At 40.4% G+C, this 17,947-nt stretch carries 32 protein-coding genes; all 32 read right to left on the reverse strand.

Annotation, left to right across the window (positions count from 1 at the left end):
• Positions 1-57 precede the first annotated feature (57 nt).
• The 32 genes from rpmJ to BUQ87_RS12375 all read right to left on the reverse strand — a co-directional run bounded on the left by rpmJ (position 58) and on the right by BUQ87_RS12375 (position 17,852).
• Positions 58-171: a 50S ribosomal protein L36 gene (gene rpmJ, locus BUQ87_RS12220; RefSeq protein WP_025434559.1), complete on the reverse strand. Its 114-nt coding sequence runs from the start codon at positions 169-171 to the stop codon at positions 58-60.
• A gap of 17 nt (positions 172-188) precedes the next feature.
• Complete coding sequence (gene infA / locus BUQ87_RS12225) at positions 189-407, reverse strand: translation initiation factor IF-1 (protein ID WP_038267288.1); 219 nt, start codon at positions 405-407, stop codon at positions 189-191.
• Positions 408-431: 24 nt separating this feature from the next.
• Positions 432-713, reverse strand: a complete 282-nt coding sequence (locus BUQ87_RS12230; RefSeq protein ID WP_038267290.1) for a KOW domain-containing RNA-binding protein — start codon at positions 711-713, stop codon at positions 432-434.
• Between the two features lie 31 nt (positions 714-744).
• Positions 745-1,491 (reverse strand): type I methionyl aminopeptidase, encoded by a 747-nt coding sequence (gene map, locus BUQ87_RS12235; protein ID WP_038267292.1) that lies wholly within the window; start codon positions 1,489-1,491, stop codon positions 745-747.
• Positions 1,491-2,141 (reverse strand): adenylate kinase, encoded by a 651-nt coding sequence (locus tag BUQ87_RS12240; protein ID WP_038267294.1) that lies wholly within the window; start codon positions 2,139-2,141, stop codon positions 1,491-1,493. The genes map and BUQ87_RS12240 overlap by 1 nt, the downstream gene beginning before the upstream one ends.
• 56 nt (positions 2,142-2,197) lie before the next feature.
• Positions 2,198-3,466: a preprotein translocase subunit SecY gene (secY, locus tag BUQ87_RS12245; RefSeq protein ID WP_038267298.1), complete on the reverse strand. Its 1,269-nt coding sequence runs from the start codon at positions 3,464-3,466 to the stop codon at positions 2,198-2,200.
• A gap of 1 nt (position 3,467) precedes the next feature.
• Positions 3,468-3,917 carry a 50S ribosomal protein L15 gene (gene rplO, locus BUQ87_RS12250; protein ID WP_038267300.1) on the reverse strand — a complete coding sequence of 150 codons (450 nt, stop codon included), beginning with the start codon at positions 3,915-3,917 and terminating at the stop codon, positions 3,468-3,470.
• Positions 3,918-3,941: 24 nt separating this feature from the next.
• Positions 3,942-4,121, reverse strand: a complete 180-nt coding sequence (gene rpmD / locus BUQ87_RS12255; RefSeq protein WP_038267303.1) for a 50S ribosomal protein L30 — start codon at positions 4,119-4,121, stop codon at positions 3,942-3,944.
• An 11-nt stretch (positions 4,122-4,132) separates the two neighbouring features.
• On the reverse strand, positions 4,133-4,639 hold the full coding sequence (rpsE, locus tag BUQ87_RS12260; RefSeq protein WP_038267305.1) for a 30S ribosomal protein S5: 507 nt from the start codon (positions 4,637-4,639) through the stop codon (positions 4,133-4,135).
• Positions 4,640-4,656: 17 nt separating this feature from the next.
• Positions 4,657-5,025: a 50S ribosomal protein L18 gene (gene rplR, locus BUQ87_RS12265; RefSeq protein ID WP_038267308.1), complete on the reverse strand. Its 369-nt coding sequence runs from the start codon at positions 5,023-5,025 to the stop codon at positions 4,657-4,659.
• Positions 5,026-5,043: 18 nt separating this feature from the next.
• Complete coding sequence (rplF, locus tag BUQ87_RS12270) at positions 5,044-5,583, reverse strand: 50S ribosomal protein L6 (RefSeq protein WP_038267312.1); 540 nt, start codon at positions 5,581-5,583, stop codon at positions 5,044-5,046.
• A 25-nt stretch (positions 5,584-5,608) separates the two neighbouring features.
• On the reverse strand, positions 5,609-6,007 hold the full coding sequence (gene rpsH / locus BUQ87_RS12275; protein WP_038267314.1) for a 30S ribosomal protein S8: 399 nt from the start codon (positions 6,005-6,007) through the stop codon (positions 5,609-5,611).
• Between the two features lie 32 nt (positions 6,008-6,039).
• Positions 6,040-6,225, reverse strand: a complete 186-nt coding sequence (locus tag BUQ87_RS12280) for a type Z 30S ribosomal protein S14 (RefSeq protein WP_038267317.1) — start codon at positions 6,223-6,225, stop codon at positions 6,040-6,042.
• A gap of 18 nt (positions 6,226-6,243) precedes the next feature.
• Complete coding sequence (rplE, locus tag BUQ87_RS12285; protein ID WP_038267320.1) at positions 6,244-6,786, reverse strand: 50S ribosomal protein L5; 543 nt, start codon at positions 6,784-6,786, stop codon at positions 6,244-6,246.
• A gap of 25 nt (positions 6,787-6,811) precedes the next feature.
• On the reverse strand, positions 6,812-7,123 hold the full coding sequence (gene rplX, locus BUQ87_RS12290; RefSeq protein ID WP_038267322.1) for a 50S ribosomal protein L24: 312 nt from the start codon (positions 7,121-7,123) through the stop codon (positions 6,812-6,814).
• A 14-nt stretch (positions 7,124-7,137) separates the two neighbouring features.
• The gene (gene rplN, locus BUQ87_RS12295) at positions 7,138-7,506 is read right to left on the reverse strand and encodes a 50S ribosomal protein L14 (RefSeq protein WP_038267325.1); all 369 of its coding nucleotides are present in this window, start codon (positions 7,504-7,506) and stop codon (positions 7,138-7,140) included.
• Positions 7,507-7,537: 31 nt separating this feature from the next.
• On the reverse strand, positions 7,538-7,792 hold the full coding sequence (gene rpsQ / locus BUQ87_RS12300; RefSeq protein ID WP_038267326.1) for a 30S ribosomal protein S17: 255 nt from the start codon (positions 7,790-7,792) through the stop codon (positions 7,538-7,540).
• 21 nt (positions 7,793-7,813) lie between these two features.
• Positions 7,814-8,017 (reverse strand): 50S ribosomal protein L29, encoded by a 204-nt coding sequence (gene rpmC / locus BUQ87_RS12305; protein WP_038267328.1) that lies wholly within the window; start codon positions 8,015-8,017, stop codon positions 7,814-7,816.
• Positions 8,007-8,450 carry a 50S ribosomal protein L16 gene (gene rplP, locus BUQ87_RS12310; protein WP_038267331.1) on the reverse strand — a complete coding sequence of 148 codons (444 nt, stop codon included), beginning with the start codon at positions 8,448-8,450 and terminating at the stop codon, positions 8,007-8,009. The genes rpmC and rplP overlap by 11 nt, the downstream gene beginning before the upstream one ends.
• A gap of 31 nt (positions 8,451-8,481) precedes the next feature.
• A complete protein-coding gene (rpsC, locus tag BUQ87_RS12315) occupies positions 8,482-9,231 on the reverse strand; it encodes a 30S ribosomal protein S3 (RefSeq protein WP_038267334.1) in 750 nt (249 codons plus the stop codon).
• A gap of 16 nt (positions 9,232-9,247) precedes the next feature.
• Positions 9,248-9,580 (reverse strand): 50S ribosomal protein L22, encoded by a 333-nt coding sequence (rplV, locus tag BUQ87_RS12320; RefSeq protein WP_038267337.1) that lies wholly within the window; start codon positions 9,578-9,580, stop codon positions 9,248-9,250.
• Positions 9,581-9,611: 31 nt separating this feature from the next.
• Positions 9,612-9,893 (reverse strand): 30S ribosomal protein S19, encoded by a 282-nt coding sequence (rpsS, locus tag BUQ87_RS12325; protein WP_038267340.1) that lies wholly within the window; start codon positions 9,891-9,893, stop codon positions 9,612-9,614.
• A 37-nt stretch (positions 9,894-9,930) separates the two neighbouring features.
• Entirely contained in the window at positions 9,931-10,764 is an 834-nt protein-coding gene (gene rplB / locus BUQ87_RS12330) for a 50S ribosomal protein L2 (protein WP_038267343.1), read from the reverse strand.
• Positions 10,765-10,795: 31 nt separating this feature from the next.
• On the reverse strand, positions 10,796-11,086 hold the full coding sequence (gene rplW, locus BUQ87_RS12335) for a 50S ribosomal protein L23 (protein ID WP_038267345.1): 291 nt from the start codon (positions 11,084-11,086) through the stop codon (positions 10,796-10,798).
• Entirely contained in the window at positions 11,086-11,709 is a 624-nt protein-coding gene (gene rplD, locus BUQ87_RS12340; RefSeq protein ID WP_038267348.1) for a 50S ribosomal protein L4, read from the reverse strand. The genes rplW and rplD overlap by 1 nt, the downstream gene beginning before the upstream one ends.
• A gap of 29 nt (positions 11,710-11,738) precedes the next feature.
• Positions 11,739-12,371, reverse strand: a complete 633-nt coding sequence (gene rplC, locus BUQ87_RS12345) for a 50S ribosomal protein L3 (RefSeq protein WP_074210111.1) — start codon at positions 12,369-12,371, stop codon at positions 11,739-11,741.
• A gap of 110 nt (positions 12,372-12,481) precedes the next feature.
• Positions 12,482-12,793: a 30S ribosomal protein S10 gene (gene rpsJ, locus BUQ87_RS12350; RefSeq protein WP_038267353.1), complete on the reverse strand. Its 312-nt coding sequence runs from the start codon at positions 12,791-12,793 to the stop codon at positions 12,482-12,484.
• 366 nt (positions 12,794-13,159) lie between these two features.
• Positions 13,160-14,353, reverse strand: a complete 1,194-nt coding sequence (tuf, locus tag BUQ87_RS12355; protein ID WP_074210112.1) for an elongation factor Tu — start codon at positions 14,351-14,353, stop codon at positions 13,160-13,162.
• 77 nt (positions 14,354-14,430) lie between these two features.
• Complete coding sequence (gene fusA / locus BUQ87_RS12360; protein WP_038267358.1) at positions 14,431-16,500, reverse strand: elongation factor G; 2,070 nt, start codon at positions 16,498-16,500, stop codon at positions 14,431-14,433.
• A 74-nt stretch (positions 16,501-16,574) separates the two neighbouring features.
• A complete protein-coding gene (gene rpsG, locus BUQ87_RS12365; RefSeq protein ID WP_038267361.1) occupies positions 16,575-17,045 on the reverse strand; it encodes a 30S ribosomal protein S7 in 471 nt (156 codons plus the stop codon).
• Between the two features lie 109 nt (positions 17,046-17,154).
• Complete coding sequence (gene rpsL, locus BUQ87_RS12370; RefSeq protein ID WP_038267364.1) at positions 17,155-17,577, reverse strand: 30S ribosomal protein S12; 423 nt, start codon at positions 17,575-17,577, stop codon at positions 17,155-17,157.
• 29 nt (positions 17,578-17,606) lie between these two features.
• On the reverse strand, positions 17,607-17,852 hold the full coding sequence (locus tag BUQ87_RS12375; RefSeq protein ID WP_038267366.1) for a ribosomal L7Ae/L30e/S12e/Gadd45 family protein: 246 nt from the start codon (positions 17,850-17,852) through the stop codon (positions 17,607-17,609).
• Positions 17,853-17,947: the final 95 nt, after the last annotated feature.

Below are 17,947 nucleotides of genomic sequence, written 5' to 3' on the forward strand. Positions count from 1 at the left end.
AAATACACAACTAACTATTATAATACATGTGCATCTGAATTACCAGCTTTATATTGATTAACCTTGTTTTTGTTTATGCTTTGGATTCTCGCAGATAACCATTACTCTGCCTTTTCTTTTTATTATCTTGCATTTTTCACAGATAGGCTTTACAGATGGTCTAACTTTCATCCTTATCCCTCCTTAGACTACTTCTTGCGCCATACTATTCTTCCTCTTGTAAGGTCATAAGGAGACATCTCAATAGTAACCTTATCCCCAGGAAGTATTCTTATGAAATTCATTCTTAATTTTCCTGAGATATGTGCAAGAACTATGTGTTCGTTTTCAAGCTTAACCTTAAACATAGCGTTTGGTAAAGCTTCTACAACGGTACCTTCCAGTTCAATAACGTCTTTTTTGGCCATTAAACAACTTACCTCCCATTTGAATTAGGATCTAAGGCCTAGCTTTTCAAGTTCTCTTCTTAAAAATGCATTGTTTATCTTATCACCATTTTTTATCCGTTTTGCAAGTTCATATGAAAAAGTACTCAGCTTCACAAGATGCTTTACCTTTTTCATTTTGGGCTTGTCAATTCTTCTCATGTCTCCGTCTGCTACAAAGATGTAATTTTCATCAGCTATGCCGATTACAAAAAGTATCCTGCCCTTGTCTCTTCCAGCCTTAGATTTAACAGCTTGTCCGATTTCATAATCAGTTCTCTCGTTCAAAAAAGTCACCTCTTTTTAACCTCTTTTAATCCTATATGCAGGTTAAAAGCATAGGTTCATCTTTTGTTATAACCAGTGTGTGCTCATAATGGGCTGACTTTTTGCCATCCACTGTAACTGCAGTCCATCCGTCGTCAAGAACCTTCACATGGTAGCTACCCGCATTAACCATAGGCTCCACTGCAAGCACCATGCCTTCTTGAAGCCTTACACCTTTCCCAGGTGGGCCGTAATGCGGTATTTGTGGATCTTCATGCAGGTTTGCTCCTACTCCGTGACCCACAAAATCTCTTACTACCGAAAAACCGTTCATTTCAACATGAGCCTGAACTGCATGGGATATATCAGAAAGTCTATATCCAAGTCTTGCAAACTTGAGTCCTTCATAAAAACTTTGTCTGGTAACTTCGATAAGCTTTTCATCTTCTTGTGTGATTTTTCCCACACCATGTGTCTTTGCTGCATCTCCATGATATCCCTTGTAGTATGCGCCTATATCGAGACTTATTATGTCTCCTTCCATAAGCACCCTGTTACTAGGTATTCCATGCACTACCTGCTCATTTACAGATGCGCATATGGTGCATGGAAATCCTCCATATCCTTTAAATGAAGGCTCAGCATTACATTTTCTTATGTGCCTTTCAGCAATTTCATCCAGCTCAATAGTTGTAATTCCCGGACTTATCTTTTCTCTCAACAGTTCGTGAACTTCAGCCACTATCTTGCCGGCATCCGCCATAAGATCTATTTCTTTAGGCGATTTTATTATTATCATTAAGATTCACTTCCTAGGGCATTTACTATGTCTTCAAACACTTTTTCAATGGACTGCTGTCCATCTATATCAACAAGTATCCCCTTTTTAGAATAATACTCTGCAAGAGGTTTTGTCTGATCAAGGTAAACTGCAATCCTCTTTGACACAGTCTCCTGCGTATCGTCATCTCTTTGATAAAGCTCACCGCCGCAAAGACTGCAAACGCCTTCTTCCTTTGGTGGATTGAATTCTATGTGATATGCAGCACCACAGTTTCTGCATATTCTTCTTCCGATAGCTCTTTTAACAAGTATTTCCTTGTCAACGTCTATGTTTACTACCTTGTCCAGGTTCATATCCATTTCGCCAAGTACTTTGTCAAGCTCATCAGCCTGATTTACTGTTCTTGGAAATCCATCAAGCAAAAATCCTTGCTTGCAGTCGTCTTCAACAAGTCTTGACTTTACAAGATCAACTACAAGTTCGTCTGGAACAAGAAGTCCCTTGTCCATGTAATCTTTTGCTTTCTTTCCAAGGTCAGTTCCTTCCTTGATGTTCTTTCTGAATATATCTCCTGTTGAAATATGAGGAATGTCATATTTTTGAACTATGCTTATCGCTTGTGTTCCCTTTCCTGCACCCGGAGGTCCTAAAAGTACTAACTTCATTCCGCCATCTCCCTGATTCTCAAGGCCAGGGGAAGCCCTTCCCCCATAACCTTTGTTTATTTCAAAAATCCCTGGTAATGTCTCATTAACATTTGCTGCTCAACCTGTTTCATTGTCTCCAGCGCAACTCCGACTACTATCAGAAGCGATGTTCCGCCGAATCTAAATGGCAGGTCTCCAAACTGTATTATCAGTGTAGGCAGCGCAGCTATAAGTGCAAGGAATATTGCTCCTGCCAGTGTCAATCGGCTTGACACTTTTTCCAGATAGTCTGCAGTTGGTTTACCTGGTCTTATTCCAGGTATGAATCCGCCGTGATTTTTCATGTTGTTTGCAACATCAACCGGGTTGAACATTATAGCCGTGTAGAAGTAAGTAAAGAATATTATAAGCAGAGCCTCTGTTGCAATATATATCCATACTCCCGGGTTCCCAGCTGGTGAAAACCACTTTGACACAAGCTCTTGGAAGTTGCCCTTAAAGAAAAATCCAAGTGTCTGTGGGAAGTAAAGCACTGATATTGCAAATATTACAGGTATAACTCCTGCCTGATTTACTTTTATTGGTATGTGCGTGCTTTGTCCGCCATACATCTTTCTTCCTACCACTCTCTTTGCATACTGCACTGATATCTTTCTTTGTCCCTGCTGTATTGCTATTACAGAAACTATTATAGCCAGCGCAAGCAGTCCAAATACTATAAGTTTAACCGGACTGAGCTCTCCGCTCTTAACAAGCTTTATGCTGTTGAACAACGCGCCTGGAGCTCTTGAAATTATACCTATGAATATTATAAGCGATATTCCGTTTCCAATCCCTTTTTCAGTAACCTGCTCTCCAAGCCACATCAAAAAGGCTGTTCCTGCTGTAAGTGTAACTACAACAACTATTATCGAAAATACATCTGTATTTATAAGCGCTCTTCTAAAAAGACCTACGCTTATTCCAGTTGCTTGAAGAAGAGCTAGAATGACTGTTCCATATCTTGTAATCTGGGCCATTTTCTTTCTGCCCTCTTCTCCTGACTTTGCCATTTCCTCTATGCTAGGAAATGCTATAGTGAACAACTGCATTATTATCGATGATGTGATGTATGGTGTTATACCAAGTGCAAATATTGTAAAGTTTGAGAATGCTCCTCCTGCGACAAGATCGTAGAATGAAAGCAGTCCCGCATTTTCAACAACTTGCCTTACATATGCTATGTCTATTCCAGGTACTGGTATTGAAGCCCCAATCCTGAATATTATTATCATAATAAATGTAAATAATATTCTCTTTCTAAGATCGGGGATTTTCCAAGCATTTCTCAGTGTAGAAAGCACACTAAATCACCTCTGCTTTTCCACCAGCCGCTTCGATCTTTTCTATAGCAGACTTAGTGAATTTACTAGCCTTTATGCTTATTTTCTTTTCAAGCTTTCCGTCGCCTAGTATCTTTACTCCGTCCTTTTCGATCTTTCTTATTACTCCGCTTTCTAGAAGAAGCTCTGGAGTAACTTCAGTTCCATCTTCGAATCCGTTTAGTCTGTCTACATTTATTGTAGAGTAAACTTTTTCGAATACACTATTGTTAAAACCACGCTTAGGAAGTCTTCTATATAGAGGCATCTGACCTCCCTCAAAACCTGGTCTAACTCCTCCACCTGAACGTGAATTTTGACCATCTTGTCCACGGCCGGCAGTTTTACCTTGTCCAGTAGCTGTACCTCTACCTAGTCTTTTTCTCTTTCCTCTAACTGCACCTTTAGCCGGTTTAAGTTCATGTAATCTCATTTTGACACCTCCTTGCTATAAACTTTATGCTTCTGTTACTTCTACCATATGCTGAACTACGTTTATCATGCCTCTTGTTTGAGCATTGTCTGGCTTTTCAACCGTTTGCTCTCTCTTTGTAAGCCCCAAAGCCTCTATAGTCTTTCTCTGCTTTGGCGTTCTACCTATTACACTTCTTACTAGTTTTATTTTTAAATTAGCCATAGTTTTCACTCCTATCCTAGAAGATCTTCAACCTTTTTTCCTCTAAGGGCAGCTATCTCTTCTGCTGTTCTAAGTTCTTTTAGTCCTTGAATTGTTGCATTAACCATATTTCTAGGATTGTTAGATCCTAGTGATTTAGCCCTTACGTCCTTAAGTCCTGCAAGCTCCAGTACCGCACGAACAGGTCCACCTGCTATGACTCCTGTACCTTCTCTTGCTGGCATTACAAGAACCCTACCCGCTCCAAATTCTCCAACGATTTCGTGGGGAACTGTAGTTCCAACTATTGGAACTTCGATAAGGTTTCTCTTTGCATCTTCTATAGCTTTTCTTATGGCTTCAGGTACTTCCATAGCTTTTCCTGTACCTATTCCTACCTTGCCATTTTCGTCTCCTACTACAACAAGAGCAGCAAATCTAAAGTTTCTACCGCCTTTAACAACTTTAGTTACACGTCTTATTTCTATAACTTTTTCTTGCATATCAAGCTGTCTTGCATCTATAAGGTTGCGTGACATTCTTTCCCCTCCTTTTATTAAAACTTAAGACCGCCTTCTCTAGCTCCTTCAGCTAGTTCTTGCACTCTACCGTGATATATATATCCTCCACGGTCAAACACTACTTCGCTTATTCCCTTTTCAAGGGCTTTCTTAGCAACAAGTTCTCCGACCTTTCTTGCCGCTTCTTTATTTCCTGTTGACTTAACGCTTTCTTTTATCTCTTTGTCAAGAGAAGAAGCGGCTACAAGAGTGTTTCCTGCAACGTCATCTATTATTTGAACATATATGTTATTAAGACTTCTAAATACATTTAGTCTAGGTCTTTCAGGAGTTCCGCATATTTTCGAACGAACTCTTCTGTGTCTTTTTAGCCTAGCTTCGTTTTTGCTTGCCTTTTTAAACACCTAAACCCCTCCTTTCACCTATTTACCTGTTTTACCTTCTTTACGTCTTACATTCTCGCCTGCATATCTTATACCTTTTCCTTTATAAGGTTCAGGCTCTCTCCATGCTCTTATCTTAGCCGCATAGTTTCCTACAAGCTGCTTGTTTATACCTTTAACAACTAGCTCTGTCTGGTTTGGCACTTCAACTGTTATTCCCTCTGGATCTTCCATCTCTACTGGATGTGAGAATCCAAGGTTCAAAACAAGCTTGTTGCCCTGCTTTTGAGCTCTGTATCCAACACCTACTATTTCAAGCTTCTTCTCATATCCGTTAACAACACCTTCTACCATGTTTGCTATAAGTGTTCTAGACAGACCGTGAAGCGATTTGTGCTTTTTGTTTTCTGTTGGTCTTTCAACAGTTAAAGTGTTTTCGCTTACACTTATTTTCATAGAGACATCTATCTTTTCAGACAGCTCCCCTTTAGGTCCTTTAACCTTTACAAGGTTATTTTCTTCTATTTTGATTTCTACGCCTGCTGGTACATCTATTGGCTTAAAACCTATTCTTGACATTTCTGCACCTCCTTATACGCCTGTATTACCATACGTAGCAGATTACTTCTCCACCAACGCCTTCGTTTCTAGCTTGCTTGTCAGTAAGTATACCTTTTGAAGTCGATACTATAGATATTCCAAGTCCGTTTAGAACCTTAGGTACATCATGTTTGCTAGCATAAACCTTCATTCCTGGCTTAGATATCTTCTTTATGCCAGTTATTACTCTTTCTTCTGCTTTTGTATACTTAAGCTGAACTCTTATTATTCCTTGTTTTCCGTCCTCTATAACATCGTATCCTTTTATATATCCTTCTTCTAAAAGGATTCTCGCTATTTCTTTCTTTATATTTGAAGCAGGTATGTCAACTGTATCACGCTTTATTGAGTTTGCATTTCTTATACGTGTCAGCATATCTGCAATTGGATCTGTCATTGTCATGGCGTAAACCTCCTCCCGCTATTTCGCTGTTCTTACCAGCTGGCTTTTCTTACGCCAGGGATTTCTCCCTTGTAAGCCAGTTCTCTGAAACAAATACGGCATATGCCAAACTTTTTAAGTACCGAATGTGGTCTTCCGCATATGCTGCATCTTGTGTATTCTCTGGTCCTGTATTTGTGTCCTCTTTCCTGCTTAACTTTCATAGCCTTCTTAGCCATCTGACCAATCGCCTCCTTTTACTTTCTGAATGGCATGCCCATAAGCTTTAGTAGTTCACGAGACTCTTCGTCTGTTTTAGCTGTAGTAACCACTATTATGTCCATTCCCATTACTTTGTCTACCTTATCGTATTCTATTTCTGGGAATATTAACTGTTCCTTTATTCCTACTGCGTAGTTTCCTCTACCATCAAATGAGTTAGGGTTTACTCCTGCGAAGTCTCTAACTCTTGGTAGCGATATATTCATGAACTTGTCCATGAAGTGGAACATCTTCTCGCCTCTTAGAGTAACTTTCACTCCTATTGGCATTCCTTCTCTAAGCTTAAAGTTCGCAACTGATTTTTTAGCTTTTGTTGTTACAGGCTTTTGTCCTGCTATAAGAGTAAGCTCTTCAACAGCTTTTTCAAGTCCTTTTGGGTTTTCTCTAGCGTCACCGATACCCATGTTTATAACAACTTTTTCAAGCTTTGGTACGTCCATTATATTTGTATACCCGAATTTTTCTGTAAGGGCTTTCACCACTTCGCTTGTGTATTTTTCTTTTAATCTAGATGCCACTGTGCTCGGCCTCCTTTCTTAGGTGTTATATCTGCTCGCCTGTTGCTTTTGATGTTCTTACTTTTGTTCCGTTTTCAAGAGTTTTGTATCCTACTCTTACTCCCTTGCCTGCCTTCGCATCGAAAGGCATTACATTTGATATGTGTATAGCAGCTTCTTGATGTACTATTCCGCCCTGCTGCACCTGAGGAGTTGGTTTTTGGTGTTTTGTCATCATGTTGACACCTTCTACAATAACTCTGTCTTGTTTAGGAATAACCTGAAGAACTTTTCCTTTTTTCCCTTTGTCTTTACCAGTTATTACTACAACTGTGTCTCCCTTTTTAACGTGTTTCATAGAATTCCACCTCCTTATAAAACTTCTGGTGCTAGTGATAGTATCTTCATGTATTGTTTTTCTCTCAGCTCTCTTGCCACTGGTCCGAATATACGAGTTCCCTGAGGGTTCTTGTCTTCTTTTATTATTACTGCGGCATTTTCGTCAAATTTGATGTAGCTGCCGTCTTTACGTCTTAGTCCCTGCTTAGTTCTAACTACTACAGCTTTAACTACCTTACCTTTTTTTACAACGCCTCCTGGCGTTGCACTTTTAACAGTAGCAACTATTACATCGCCTACGTTAGCGTACTTTCTTCCACTGCCTCCTAGAACACGGATGCATAGAAGTTCTTTTGCGCCTGTATTATCTGCAACTTTCAAACGCGTTTCCTGTTGTATCATTTATAGAGCCTCCTTTCGATTTCCTTCCAGCTTATTTAGCTCTCTCCATAACATCAACTAGTCTCCATCTCTTATCCTTAGACAGTGGTCTAGTTTCCATAATTTTCACTCTATCTCCGATTTTGCAAGTGTTCTGCTCGTCATGGGCCTTGAACTTTTTCGTTCTTTTAACTGCTTTTCCGTATAGAGGATGACGTACGAATTCTTCAACCGCAACAGTTATAGTCTTGTCCATCTTGTCGCTTACTACACGACCTATCCTGACTTTTCTTCTTCCTCTTTCCATATGCCTTGGCCTCCTTTCTTACTAAGCTCTAGCTTCCTTTATTTCTCTTTCTCTTATTACAGTCTTAACCTTTGCTATGTCCTTTTTCACGAACTTTATTTTAACAGGGTTCTCAAGTTGTCCTGTAGCTAGTTGAAATCTTATGTTGAACAACTCACCTTTTAGGTCATTTAGCTTTTGGTTTAGTTCCTGGGCTGTCATATCTCTCAATTCTTTAGCTCTCACTAGCTTCACCACCCTTTACTTCAAAATCCTCTTTCTTGACAAATTTGCATTTAACAGGCAGCTTGTTTGCAGCAAGTCTCATAGCTTCTCTTGCAGTTTCCTCGTTTACTCCTGAAAGTTCAAACATTACTCTTCCTGGCTTAACTATCGCTACCCAGTACTCTGGTGAACCTTTACCCGATCCCATACGAACTTCTGCTGGTTTCTTTGTTATTGGAGTGTGAGGGAATATCTTTATCCAAACTTTTCCGCCTCTTTTGATATATCTGTTTATTGCTATTCTGGCAGATTCTATTTGATTTGCAGTTATTCTACTTGGCTCAAGTGCTACCAAACCGTAATCTCCATAAGTAACTGTATTTCCCTTTTGAGCTGTGCCCTTTAATTTTGGTCTAAAAACTCTACGGCGCTTAACTCTTTTAGGCATTAACATGAATTTTTCCTCCTTCCCTTTGTGCTACTTCCTATCTTTCTCTTCTTTGTGGTTTCTTGTCAGATCTCTTAGGACCTCTTTTGTCGAACTTTTTATCTTTTTTCTTTTCCATTTCTTTCTTTTCTTGAACGTTCGCAGCAAAACCTTCTTTAGACGGAAGAACTTCGCCGTGGTTTATCCAAACTTTTATTCCTATTTTTCCGTAAGTTGTATCTGCTTCAGCAAAGCCATAGTCTATGTTTGCTCTTAGCGTAGATAGCGGTACGTTTCCTTCGCTGTATCCTTCGTCTCTAGCCATTTCAGCTCCGCCAAGTCTTCCTGCAGAAAGAACCTTTATACCTTGAACTCCAGCTTTCATAGATCTTTGTATAGCCTGCTTCATTGCCCTTCTGAATGCAATCCTTCTTTCGATTGCCTGAGCTATGTTTTCAGCTACTAGCTGAGCGTCCTTTTCAGGTCTTCTTACTTCAACTATGTTTATCAGTACGTCTTTTCCCGTCATCTTCGCTACTTCAGCTTTTATCTCTTCAATTCCTGCTCCACCTCTTCCGATTACTATTCCAGGCTTAGCAGCAAATATGTTAAGCTTTACTTTCTTAGCAGCTCTTTCTATTTCAATCTTTGAAATTCCAGCTATATATAGCTTCTTTTTAAGATGCTTACGAATTTTGTAGTCTTCATGAAGAAGAGCCGAAAATTCCTTCTTGTCAGCATACCATCTCGAATTCCAGTCTTTTATTATTCCGACTCTAAGTCCGTGAGGATTAACCTTCTGTCCCATAATGTCCCTCCTTGTCCTATTTTTCTTTTAGAACAACTCCTATATGGCTTGTTCTTTTTCTTATAGTAGTAGCTCTTCCCATTGCTCTAGGCATGAATCTCTTCATTGTTGGGCCTTGGTTTGCATAAACCTCTGCTACGTATAGTTTATCTTTATCCATGTCATGGTTGTTTTCCGCATTAGCCATTGCCGACTCTATAACTTTAGCTATTATTCCTGCAGGCTTTTGTGACGTGTATTTTAGTATTGCAAGTGCTTCTCCAACACTCTTTCCTCTTACAAGTCCTGCAACCTGACCTGCTTTTCTTGGACTTACACGAACAAATTTTGCGATCGCTTTTGCTTCCACTCGAATTCCTCCTTCCTGCTTAAAGGACTATTTATTTTTTCTTAGATGTTCTGTCTTCGCCCTTGTGTCCTCTGAAAGTTCTAGTTAGTGCGAACTCTCCAAGTTTGTGTCCAACCATATCCTCTGTTACAAATACAGGAACATGCTTTCTACCGTCATGCACAGCTATAGTATGTCCTATCATTTGTGGGAATATAGTCGAAGCTCTTGACCAAGTTTTTATGACCTTTTTTTCACTTTTTTCGTTCATTTCTTCTATTTTCTTAAGAAGTCCACTGTGTATAAAAGGTCCCTTCTTAGTTGATCTTGACATTTGTTTTCCTCCCTTCGAAGCTCAAAAGTCTATCCGATTACTTTTTCTTTCTTCTTGAAACTATAAGCTTGTCAGAAGCCTTATTCTTCTTACGTGTCTTATATCCAAGAGCTGGTTTACCCCATGGAGTTACTGGTCCAGATCTACCTATTGGAGCTCTACCTTCTCCTCCTCCGTGTGGGTGGTCGCATGGGTTCATAACAGATCCCCTTACTGTAGGTCTTATTCCCATGTGTCTCTTTCTTCCGGCCTTACCTATTGTAACGTTGAAGTACTCTACGTTTCCAACTTGGCCAACTGTAGCTCTACACTCAGAGTGTACGTTTCTCATTTCTCCCGATGGAAGTCTTAGAAGAGCGTACTTTCCTTCTTTTGCCATCAACTGAGCTCCTACGCCTGCAGATCTTACCATCTGTCCGCCTTTGCCAGCTTTAAGCTCTATGTTGTGGATAACAGTACCAACCGGTATGTCCTTAAGTTTTAGTGCGTTTCCTACTTTTATGTCTGCCTTTTCTCCAGACTCTATTACGTCTCCAACCTTAAGTCCTAGTGGAGATAGTATATATCTCTTTTCTCCATCGGCATATACAAGAAGAGCTATGTTCGCACTTCTGTTTGGATCGTATTCTATTCCGGCAACCTTTGCAGGTATTCCGTCTTTGTTTCTCTTGAAGTCTATAAGTCTATATTTTCTTCTAGCTCCGCCGCCTCTGTGACGAATAGTTATTTTTCCTTGTGCGTTTCTTCCAGCGTTTTTCTTAAGTGGAGCTAAAAGTGATTTTTCCGGCTCATGTTTAGTTATTTCGTCTGAAACTAGAACAGTAACATGTCTCATAGCAGGAGATGTTGGTTTAAACTTTTTTATAGCCATCTTTTTTCCCTCCTTCTTTATTACGTTTTACTTACACGCCTTCAAAGAATTCTATTTCTTTGCTGTCAGCAGTAAGCTTCACTACAGCTTTCGCATAGCTTGCAGTCATTCCTACGTGTTTACCCATTCTCTTTTTCTTGCCTCTATAGTTAGCAGTGTTAACTTTTTCAACTTTAACGCCGAATATAGCTTCAACTGCGCCCTTTATTTGAGTTTTGTTAGCTCTCTTGTCCACTACAAACGTGTACTTTCTCTCAGCCATGTCATTCATACTTTTTTCTGTAACAACTGGCTTTACTATTATATCGTGTGGATTAGTCATTATTCGTACACCTCCTCCACTTTTTCAACAGCTTCTCTTGTTATAACAAAAGTGCCGTGGTTTACTATGTCATAAACATTCATGCTTCCAACTATCGCAGTTTTAACGCCTACTATGTTTCTAGCAGATTTTACAACATTTTCGTTCTTTTCAGCAGTAACGAAAAGTGCTTTTTTATCAAGCTTAAGGTTTGCCATTATTCCTGCAAACTCCTTAGTCTTTGGAGTTTCCATTGAAATTCCGTCTAGAACTATAAGCTCTCCGTTTTGTACTTTAGAAGTAAGAATACTCTTTAGCGCAAGCCTTCTAACTTTCTTAGGTATTGTGTAGCTGTAATCTCTTGGCTTTGGCGCGAATACAACTCCTCCACCTATCCATTGTGGAGATCTTGTGCTACCCTGTCTAGCTCTACCTGTTCCCTTTTGTCTCCAAGGCTTTCTTCCTCCGCCTCTAACTTCCGCTCTAGTCTTGGCAGATTGAGTTCCTTGTCTCTTGTTCGCAAGGTGGTTTTTAACCACTTCGTATATAGCATGCTCGTTAACTTCTATACCGAACACGTTGTCAGAAAGATTTATTTCATCTACTTTTTCACCTTTTATGTTCAAAACATCTATCTTTGGCATATTACATCCTCCTTCCCTGGTAAAGATTACTATTTAACAGCTTTCACTGCCTTTGTTATTGTAACTAATCCTTTTTTAGGTCCTGGAACGGCACCTTTAACAAGGATTATGTTCTTTTCTGCATCTACCTTTACAACATCCAGGTTTTGTATTGTAACTTTAACATGTCCCATGTGTCCAGCAAGGTTTTTACCTTTGAATACTCTCGATGGGCTTGAACAAGCTCCCATTGATCCTGGTCTTCTGTGGTATCTAGAACCGTGTGTTTCTGGACCTCTACTTTGTCCGTGTCTCTTTATAACACCCTGGAATCCTTTACCTTTTGATATTGCAGTAGCATCTACTTTTTCGCCTTCAGCAAGAAGATCAAGCTTTATCTCTTGTCCTAGCTCGTAGCCTTCTACACTGTCCACTCTGAATTCAACAATCTGTCCCTTTGTAGAAACTCCAGCCTTTTCAAAATGTCCTTTAAGAGGCTTGCTCACTCTTTGCTCCTTCTTGTCTTCGAAAGCAACCTGAAGCGCATTGTAACCGTCTTTTTCAACAGTCTTTATTTGTGTAACGTATACAGGACCCGCCTGGATAACCGTTACCGGAACCACCACACCATTTTCATTGAAAACCTGAGTCATTCCTAGCTTTCTTCCTATAATTCCTCTCATCATTACACCTCCCATAATCTTACAGCGGATTGCACGCAATTCATTGCGGCAATCATACTAAGATAAGGTACATCTATGTCCCTAACTTAGCTTTCCAAGTAATAAAGCTTTTACAGCTTTATTTCAATATCAACACCAGCTGGCAGATCAAGTCTCATTAGAGAGTCTACAGTCTTTGATGTTGGGTTTGTTATGTCTATAAGTCTCTTGTGAGTTCTTATTTCGAACTGCTCTCTAGAGTCCTTATACTTGTGTACAGCTCTTAGTATTGTTATTATTTGCTTTTCTGTTGGAAGTGGGATTGGTCCTGAAACCGTAGCATTAGTCTTCTTTGCTGTTTCCACTATCTTTTGAGCTGATTGATCTAGTATCTTATGATCATAAGACTTAAGTCTTATTCTTATTTTTTGGTTGTTAGCCATGTGTTTCCCTCCTTAATCGCACGTTTTGTTTTTTTACGCGCAACTTGATGATTGTACACTGTCCCGGGTGTGTTGAGTTTTGACGCTAAAAAGACAGAGTATAACTCATCTAGTCGCCCGATTCTAAGATCGAGACATACTCAGCAGGAATTACCTGTAAACCCTACTCTTTTAAAGGTTTCCAGCAACCTCCCACGTCATCGCATCTTAAAAGCACACTAGTACATTTTATATTACTGACTCGATTTTTTCAAGTGTTTTATTGTTTTTTTTATGTTTTTTTAAAAAACAGAAAAGAGAAGAGCTCAGGCCCTCCTCTTTTCAATTTCAGAAAGTCTATTTTATCATGCGAATCTTTGCAGGGGATTACTCTATTATAGAAGCAACTACTCCTGCTCCTACTGTTCTTCCGCCTTCTCTTATCGCAAATCTTAGTCCCGCTTCTATCGCTATAGGTCCTATTAGTTCAACTTCCATTTGTACGTTGTCTCCAGGCATTACCATCTCTGTTCCTTCTGGAAGGTTGATTGATCCTGTTATGTCTGTTGTTCTGAAGAAGAACTGTGGTCTGTATCCGTTGAAGAATGGAGTGTGTCTTCCACCCTCTTCCTTCTTAAGTACGTATACTTCCGACGTGAATTTAGTGTGAGGCTTTATTGATCCTGGCTTAGCTAGAACCTGTCCTCTCTCTATCTCGTCCCTTTGAACTCCTCTTAGAAGCAGTCCTATGTTGTCTCCTGCTTGCGCTTCGTCAAGAAGTTTTCTGAACATCTCTACTCCTGTTACTATTACTTTTCTTGGCTCTTCTGATAGACCTACTATTTCGATCTCATCCTGAACCTTTACTATTCCTCTTTCAACTCTTCCTGTAGCAACTGTTCCTCTTCCTGTTATAGAGAATACGTCCTCTACTGGCATTAGGAATGGCTTGTCTACATCTCTTTCTGGCTCTGGGATGTAGGCGTCTATAGCTTCGAACAGCTCTACTATCTTGTCTCCCCACTCACTATTTGGATCTTCTAGTGCCTTAAGCGCTGATCCTGCTATTATTGGAGTGTCGTCGCCTGGGAAGTCATAAGCGTCTAGCAGTTCTCTTATTTCCATTTCTACTAGCTCTAGTAGTTCTTCGTCATCTACCATGTCGCACTTGTTCATGAATACCACTATGTATGGTACTCCAACCTGTCTTGACAGTAGTATGTGCTCTCTTGTCTGAGGCATTGGACCGTCTGCTGCAGATACAACTAGTATCGCTCCGTCCATTTGCGCTGCTCCTGTTATCATGTTCTTAACGTAGTCAGCGTGGCCTGGGCAGTCAACGTGTGCGTAGTGTCTGTTTGGAGTCTCGTATTCAACGTGTGCTGTTGATATCGTGATTCCTCTTTCTCTTTCCTCTGGTGCCTTGTCTATGTTTGCAAAGTCTACTGCTTCACCTATTCCGTATCTAGCGTGTAGTGTATATGTTATTGCTGCTGTTAGTGTTGTCTTTCCGTGGTCAACGTGTCCTATTGTTCCGATGTTAACGTGTGGCTTATTTCTTTCAAATTTAGCTTTTGCCATCTTGCTTGTCCTCCTCCACTATAACTTGAATTTATTTTTATTATTGGGACCGGCCTTATGGCCGGTCTCATTGTTTATTATTTGCCTTCGTCCATTATCTTCTTAGATATGCTCGCTGGCACCTGCTCGTAATGGTCGAATATCATTGTATATGTCGCTCTACCTTGAGTCATAGATCTTAGCTGAGTCGAATATCCAAACATTTCTGAAAGCGGAACCATAGCTTTTATAGTCTGGGCTCCACTTACAGCTTCCATTCCTTCTATTCTTCCACGTCTTGAGTTAAGGTCTCCCATTACGTCTCCCATGTAGTCTTCAGGAGTAACAACTTCAACCTTGAAATAAGGCTCAAGAAGTGCTGCGCTTCCTTTTTTCATAGCTTCTTTAAGTGCCATAGACGCTGCAAGTTTGAATGCCATTTCCGAAGAGTCAACATCGTGGTATGATCCATCGTATAGCTCTACTCTCAGGTCCACAACTGGGTATCCTGCCAGTATACCAGCTTCCATAGCCGCCTGTATACCCGCATCGACTGGTCCAACATATTCTCTTGGAACAGATCCTCCAACAGTTGCATTCTTGAACTCATATCCTTTTCCTGGCTCGTTTCTGAATACTCTAAGCTTAACGTGTCCGTACTGTCCTCTACCACCCGACTGCTTAGCATGCTTGTACTCAACTTCGCAATCTTTTGTTATAGTCTCTCTGTACGCAACCTGAGGAGCTCCTACGTTTGCTTCCACTTTGAATTCTCTTAGTAGTCTGTCTACTATTATCTCAAGGTGAAGCTCTCCCATGCCGCCTATTATAGTCTGTCCAGTTTCTTCGTCAGTTCTAACTCTGAATGTAGGGTCCTCTTCAGCAAGCTTTTGAAGCGCAACACCCATTTTTTCCTGAGCAGCCTTTGACTTTGGCTCTATAGCAACGTGTATAACTGGCTCTGGGAATTCCATAGACTCAAGTATTATCGGATGGTTTGGATCGCAAAGCGTATCTCCTGTAGTAGTGTTCTTAAGTCCTACCGCAGCCGCTATGTCTCCAGAGTAAACCATTGATATTTCTTCTCTTGAGTTTGCGTGCATCTGAAGTATACGTCCTATTCTCTCTTTCTTGTTCTTTGTAGAGTTAAGAACGTACGATCCTGACTCAAGCTTTCCAGAGTAAGCTCTAAAGAACGCAAGCTTTCCAACGAATGGGTCAGTCATTATCTTGAATGCAAGAGCTGAGAAAGGCTCTTCGTCTGAAGAAGGTCTGCAGTCTTCTCCTCCGTCGAAGTCCACACCTGTTATGGCTGGAACATCTAGTGGAGATGGCATGTATTCAATAACAGCGTCAAGCACTAGCTGAACGCCTTTGTTCTTGTATGCTGAACCGCAGAATACTGGGTTAAGTTCACAAGCTATAACGGCTTTTCTTATGGCAGCCTTAAGCTCGTCTACAGTTATTTCTTCTCCCTCAAGATACTTCATTGTAAGGTCTTCGTCTGTTTCAGCAACAGTTTCCACAAGTGTTTCTCTGCACTCTTCAGCAAGCTCTCTCATATCTTCTGGGATTTCTGTTACCTCTATATCTACTCCAAGGTCGTCCCTGTACATTCTAGCGTTCATTTCAAGAAGGTCTATTATACCAACGAAAGTGTCTTCTGCGCCTATTGGAAGCTGCATAGCAACCGCATTTGCAGAAAGTCTGTCTTTCATCATTTCAACAACACGTAGGAAGTTTGCTCCTATTATGTCCATCTTGTTTACGAATGCTATTCTTGGAACATTGTACTTGTTAGCCTGTCTCCAAACGTTCTCTGACTGAGGCTCAACTCCACCCTTAGCACAGAAAACAGCTACGGCTCCGTCAAGAACACGAAGAGATCTTTCAACCTCAACTGTAAAGTCTACGTGCCCTGGCGTGTCTATTATGTTTATCCTGTTGTCTTTCCACTGGGCAGTTGTCGCAGCCGAAGTTATTGTTATACCTCTTTCCTGCTCCTGCTCCATCCAGTCCATAGTCGCTCCACCCTCATGAACTTCTCCTATCTTATGGGTAACTCCCGTATAATATAGTATACGCTCAGTAGTGGTCGTTTTTCCAGCGTCTATATGCGCCATTATACCAATATTTCTGGTTCTCTCTAAAGGAAACTCTCTAGGCACTACAAATGCCTCCCTTCTGATAATAATGCCAGCCCCACTTATACGCGGGGCCAGGCAATGTTTGTTTTTTTATCTTACCATCTATAGTGAGCAAATGCCTTGTTAGCCTCTGCCATCTTGTGTGTATCTTCTTTCTTCTTAACTGATGCTCCTGTACTGTTTGCAGCATCCATCAGCTCTTTTGCAAGCTTTTCTACCATTCCTTTTTCACCACGAGCTCTAGTATAGTTTACTAGCCATCTAAGCCCTAGTGTAACTCTTCTTTCAGGTCTAACTTCAACTGGAACCTGGTAGTTAGCTCCACCAACACGTCTTGCCTTTACTTCAAGCACTGGCATTATGTTGTTCATTGCCTTTTCAAATACTTCTATTGGTTCTTCTCCTGTTTTTTCCTTTATTATGTCTAAAGCTCCGTAAACTACTTGCTGAGCTTTACCTTTTTTTCCATCAACCATTATACTGTTTATAAGCTTAGAAACTAGCTGGCTGTTGTACATCGGATCAGGAGTTATAACTCTCTTTGGAACATTTCCTTTTCTTGGCACTGTGCTTCCCTCCTTATTAGCTTTTAATTCATTGGTACTCGACAGGCTGTAAACTGCCGTAGGTGCCTTCCGTTATATATATAATTAAAGGACCGTACACTTTAGTTTGTTATTTTTTCGCAGCCTTAGGTCTCTTAGTACCGTACTTAGATCTTGATTGAGCTCTCTTCTCAACTCCTGCTGTATCAAGAGTTCCTCTTACTATGTGATACCTAACACCTGGTAAGTCTTTAACCCTACCACCTCTTATAAGAACAACGCTGTGCTCTTGTAGGTTGTGTCCCTCACCAGGAATATAAGATGTAACTTCTATTCCGTTAGTAAGTCTTACTCTTGCAACCTTTCTAAGCGCTGAGTTTGGTTTCTTTGGAGTCACAGTCTTAACTGATGTACAAACCCCTCTCTTTTGTGGAGAACTCATATTAACGTTCTCTTTTCTCAGTGAGTTGAAACCTCTTTGTAGAGCTGGAGCAGTAGATTTTTTAGTTGCCTTCACTCTTCCTTTACGCACTAGCTGGTTTATAGTTGGCATAAAGTGCACCTCCTTCCATTTTTTGAAACTTACTTTAATATTCCAACTGTAGCAGCTTTCACCTGTATCCCACAGGCGCTTCCAAGCTGCTGCATGGATTCAACATAAACTACCTCAACATTTTTTTCATTGGCTATTTCCTGTGTGTTTTTGACTACGCGCTCGTCAGCATCTTTTGCTATTATCACATACTGTAGTTTTTCTTCTTTAAGCGCTCTTGCCGTCTGCTTAGTGCCAATCACCTTGTTGAGATTTTTCAATTCCTCAAGCTTCATAAAAGTTTCCTCCTTTTTAAATACCCAGCAATTCCCAGATACTAAAAAGTCCACTTTCTATTTTACACACTCAAACATTTTATCACTACATAATA

The sequence above is a fragment of the Peptoclostridium litorale DSM 5388 genome (genome assembly GCF_900141635.1).
Taxonomy (GTDB): Bacteria; Bacillota; Clostridia; order Peptostreptococcales; family Peptostreptococcaceae; genus Peptoclostridium; species Peptoclostridium litorale.

Bases quoted from the DNA above. Each gene is read 5' to 3' on its own strand.
- rpsC (WP_038267334.1), bottom strand. From the start codon at position 9,231: ATGGGACAGAAGGTTAATCCTCACGGACTTAGAGTCGGAATAATAAAA.
- map (WP_038267292.1), bottom strand. From the start codon at position 1,491: ATGATAATAATAAAATCGCCTAAAGAAATAGATCTTATGGCGGATGCC.
- rpsH (WP_038267314.1), bottom strand. From the start codon at position 6,007: ATGACAATGACAGATCCAATTGCAGATATGCTGACACGTATAAGAAAT.
- rplC (WP_074210111.1), bottom strand. From the start codon at position 12,371: ATGAGAGGAATTATAGGAAGAAAGCTAGGAATGACTCAGGTTTTCAAT.
- rplD (WP_038267348.1), bottom strand. From the start codon at position 11,709: ATGCCAAAGATAGATGTTTTGAACATAAAAGGTGAAAAAGTAGATGAA.
- rplP (WP_038267331.1), bottom strand. From the start codon at position 8,450: ATGTTAATGCCTAAAAGAGTTAAGCGCCGTAGAGTTTTTAGACCAAAA.
- rpmJ (WP_025434559.1), bottom strand. From the start codon at position 171: ATGAAAGTTAGACCATCTGTAAAGCCTATCTGTGAAAAATGCAAGATA.
- BUQ87_RS12375 (WP_038267366.1), bottom strand. From the start codon at position 17,852: ATGAAGCTTGAGGAATTGAAAAATCTCAACAAGGTGATTGGCACTAAG.
- rpsQ (WP_038267326.1), bottom strand. From the start codon at position 7,792: ATGGAAAGAGGAAGAAGAAAAGTCAGGATAGGTCGTGTAGTAAGCGAC.
- rpsS (WP_038267340.1), bottom strand. From the start codon at position 9,893: ATGTCAAGATCAACTAAGAAGGGACCTTTTATACACAGTGGACTTCTT.
- rpmD (WP_038267303.1), bottom strand. From the start codon at position 4,121: ATGGCTAATTTAAAAATAAAACTAGTAAGAAGTGTAATAGGTAGAACG.
- rplW (WP_038267345.1), bottom strand. From the start codon at position 11,086: ATGACTAATCCACACGATATAATAGTAAAGCCAGTTGTTACAGAAAAA.
- rplX (WP_038267322.1), bottom strand. From the start codon at position 7,123: ATGAAACACGTTAAAAAGGGAGACACAGTTGTAGTAATAACTGGTAAA.
- rplB (WP_038267343.1), bottom strand. From the start codon at position 10,764: ATGGCTATAAAAAAGTTTAAACCAACATCTCCTGCTATGAGACATGTT.
- rplO (WP_038267300.1), bottom strand. From the start codon at position 3,917: ATGAGATTACATGAACTTAAACCGGCTAAAGGTGCAGTTAGAGGAAAG.
- rplF (WP_038267312.1), bottom strand. From the start codon at position 5,583: ATGTCAAGAATAGGTTTTAAGCCAATAGATGTACCAGCAGGCGTAGAA.
- rpsE (WP_038267305.1), bottom strand. From the start codon at position 4,639: ATGTCACGCAACCTTATAGATGCAAGACAGCTTGATATGCAAGAAAAA.
- infA (WP_038267288.1), bottom strand. From the start codon at position 407: ATGGCCAAAAAAGACGTTATTGAACTGGAAGGTACCGTTGTAGAAGCT.
- rpsJ (WP_038267353.1), bottom strand. From the start codon at position 12,793: ATGGCTAACAACCAAAAAATAAGAATAAGACTTAAGTCTTATGATCAT.
- rpsL (WP_038267364.1), bottom strand. From the start codon at position 17,577: ATGCCAACTATAAACCAGCTAGTGCGTAAAGGAAGAGTGAAGGCAACT.
- tuf (WP_074210112.1), bottom strand. From the start codon at position 14,353: ATGGCAAAAGCTAAATTTGAAAGAAATAAGCCACACGTTAACATCGGA.
- rplN (WP_038267325.1), bottom strand. From the start codon at position 7,506: ATGATACAACAGGAAACGCGTTTGAAAGTTGCAGATAATACAGGCGCA.
- BUQ87_RS12280 (WP_038267317.1), bottom strand. From the start codon at position 6,225: ATGGCTAAGAAGGCTATGAAAGTTAAGCAGGAAAGAGGACACAAATAC.
- BUQ87_RS12240 (WP_038267294.1), bottom strand. From the start codon at position 2,141: ATGAAGTTAGTACTTTTAGGACCTCCGGGTGCAGGAAAGGGAACACAA.